Origin of the sequence: Rhizobium sp. BK538, assembly GCF_014197575.1 — a bacterium.
Classification (GTDB): Bacteria; Pseudomonadota; Alphaproteobacteria; order Rhizobiales; family Rhizobiaceae; genus Rhizobium.
In genome coordinates this window covers 1-2,410 of the sequence record NZ_JACIFT010000057.1, presented here as the reverse complement: position 1 = coordinate 2,410, position 2,410 = coordinate 1, and the positions used below count along the sequence as shown (strand labels likewise).

The following is a 2,410-nucleotide window of genomic DNA, read 5'->3' as shown; positions in this document are numbered from 1 at the left end:
CCCCGACCGGGTGATCCCGGGTGGGGACTTATCTGTTCAATGCGCCGGGTCCAGGCGACGGGTGATGTCCTGGGTTCGATGCGCCGATGTGGGGACGTGCGATGACCAAGAAGAAGAGCGAGCCGCAGTACAAGATCACGGGATTGCGCGGCATCCTTGTCTATCTGTTCGGACTGTCGGGGATCATCAACATCCTGGCGCTGACGGGCGCCTTCTACATGCTGCAGATCTACGACCGGGCGCTGACCAGCGGCTCGATCTCGACGCTGGTGGCGCTGTCGATCCTGGCGATCAGCCTCTATTTGTTCCAGGGGATGTTCGACATCATCCGCTCGCAGATCCTGATCCGGCTCGGCGCGCGGCTGGATGCGGAGTTGGCGCCGATCGCCCACAAGGTGGTGATCGAGATGCCGCGCTACGGCTACTCGACCTCGGAGGCGATGGAGCGCGGCCGCGACGTCGACACGCTGCGCGGCTTCCTGTCGAGCCAGGGTCCGGTGGCGCTGTTCGACCTGCCATGGATGCCGATCTACCTGGTGTTCGTCTGGCTGCTGCATCCGATGCTGGGGCTTTTGACGGTCGGGGGCGCGGTGGTGCTGACGCTGCTGACTGTTATCGCCGAGGTGCTGACCAGGCGGCATTCGCAGTCGATGATCAAGGCCTCGGTGGCACGCAATTCGGTGGCCGATTCGAATGCCCGCAACAGCGACATCATGCATGCGATGGGGATCACCGGGCGGGCCGTCGATCGCTTCGAGAAGGCCAACCGTCGCCACCTCGACTGTCAGACGAAGACGTCCGATGTCGGCGGCACGCTGTCGGGCCTGTCGAAGGTGCTGCGCATGATGCTGCAGTCGGCGATCCTCGGGCTGGGGGCGTATCTGGCGATCCGCGGCGAGCTGTCGTCGGGCTCGATCATCGCCTCGTCGATCGTCACGGCGCGCGCGCTGGCGCCGGTCGATCTGGCGATCGCCCAGTGGAAGGGCGTGGTCGGCGCCAGGCGCAGCCATCAGCGGCTGAACGAGACGCTGGCGGTGCTGAACGACAAGAGCGACTATGTCGAGCTGCCGGCGCCGCATGAGAGCCTGACGGTCGACACCATCACGACGGTGGCGCCGACGACCGGGGCGGTGCTGTTGAGCGAAGTGAGCTTCACGCTGAAGGCCGGCCAGGCGCTCGGGCTGATCGGCCCGTCGGGGGGTGGCAAGACGACGCTGGCGCGCTCGATCCTCGGCATCTGGCCGGTGCTGCGCGGCTCGGTCAGGGTCGACGGCGCCGACCTCAGCCAGTGGAACGAGGCCTTCTTCGGCGAGCATGTCGGCTATCTGCCGCAGGACGTGGCGCTGATGGAGGGGACGATCGCCGAGAACATCTCGCGCTTTGCCGAGGTGCCGGATGCGCGCAAGATCATCCGTGCGGCCAAGGCCGCCGACATCCACGAGCTGATCGTGCACCTGCGCGACGGCTACCAGACCGAGCTCGGGCCGCATGGCACGGCGCTGTCGGCCGGCCAGCGCCAGCGCATCGGGCTGGCGCGGGCGCTTTATGGCGATCCCTTCCTGGTGGTGCTCGACGAGCCGAACTCCAACCTCGACGCCGAAGGCGAGGAGGCGCTGACCAAGGCGATCGCCAAGGTGCGCGAGCGCGGCGGCATCGTCGTCATCGTCGCCCATCGCCCGAGCGCGCTCTCGGCCGTCGACATGGTCGGGCTGGTGCAGAACGGCCGGCTTTCCGCCTTCGGGCCGAAGGACGAGATCATCCAGCCCACCACCAAGGTGCGCCCGCTGGTCGTCGGCAAGACGCCGCCGGCTGCCGGTCGCGACCGGATTGCGAACGCCGCCGAATAGCGGCCCGGCAAGGGACAAGAGCAAGGATAGGAGAGCGTCATGGAGGAAAGACTGATCCTCGGACTGCCGGACGACGGCCAGGCGGCCGTTGCGCCGGCCAACCGGTTCCGGCTTGCCGCCGACCAGGGCGTCGACCGTCGGCTCTACTCGCTGCCTTTGCTGTTCGGGGTGCTCGGCGCCGTGCTCGGCAGCGGCAAGGACAAGCCCGAGCCGCCGCACGACCAGAAGGCTGCCGGCCCGGAGCCGTCCGAGCCGGCGCCCGGTCCCGTCGCCACCAATCTGGCGGCGATCGATGATGTCGCCGCCTTCCTGCGCGACATGACCGACGAGCTGATGGCCAGCACCTCCGGCGTGGTGCGCAAGCGCCATGTCGCCTCGGTGCGGCTGAGCTTCGAGGACCTGCCGCTGCCGCGCAATCCCAACCTTGCCGACACGGTGATGCGGGCCTTCAACGCCAACGACAATGAAGGCCGCATCGGCATCGATGGCGAGAGCTTCCACTTTCCCGAGACGGGCCGGGCGCGCGATGGCGGCGGCGGTGGCCGCGGGCATGATCGTGGTGG

1 protein-coding gene and 1 pseudogene are annotated in these 2,410 nt (G+C 67.9%); both read left to right on the top strand.

Annotation, left to right across the window (positions count from 1 at the left end; genetic code table 11):
• The first annotated feature begins 101 nt into the window (after positions 1-101).
• Positions 102-1,847: a type I secretion system permease/ATPase gene (locus FHX09_RS29315; protein ID WP_184451118.1), complete on the top strand. Its 1,746-nt coding sequence runs from the start codon at positions 102-104 to the stop codon at positions 1,845-1,847.
• Positions 1,848-1,886: 39 nt separating this feature from the next.
• Positions 1,887-2,410 (top strand): annotated as a pseudogene (locus FHX09_RS29310) (calcium-binding protein); the annotation flags it as partial.

What these genes read in the sequence shown, in the direction of transcription:
- FHX09_RS29315 (WP_184451118.1), top strand. Translation starts at nt 102, where the DNA reads ATGACCAAGAAGAAGAGCGAGCCGCAGTACAAGATCACGGGATTGCGC.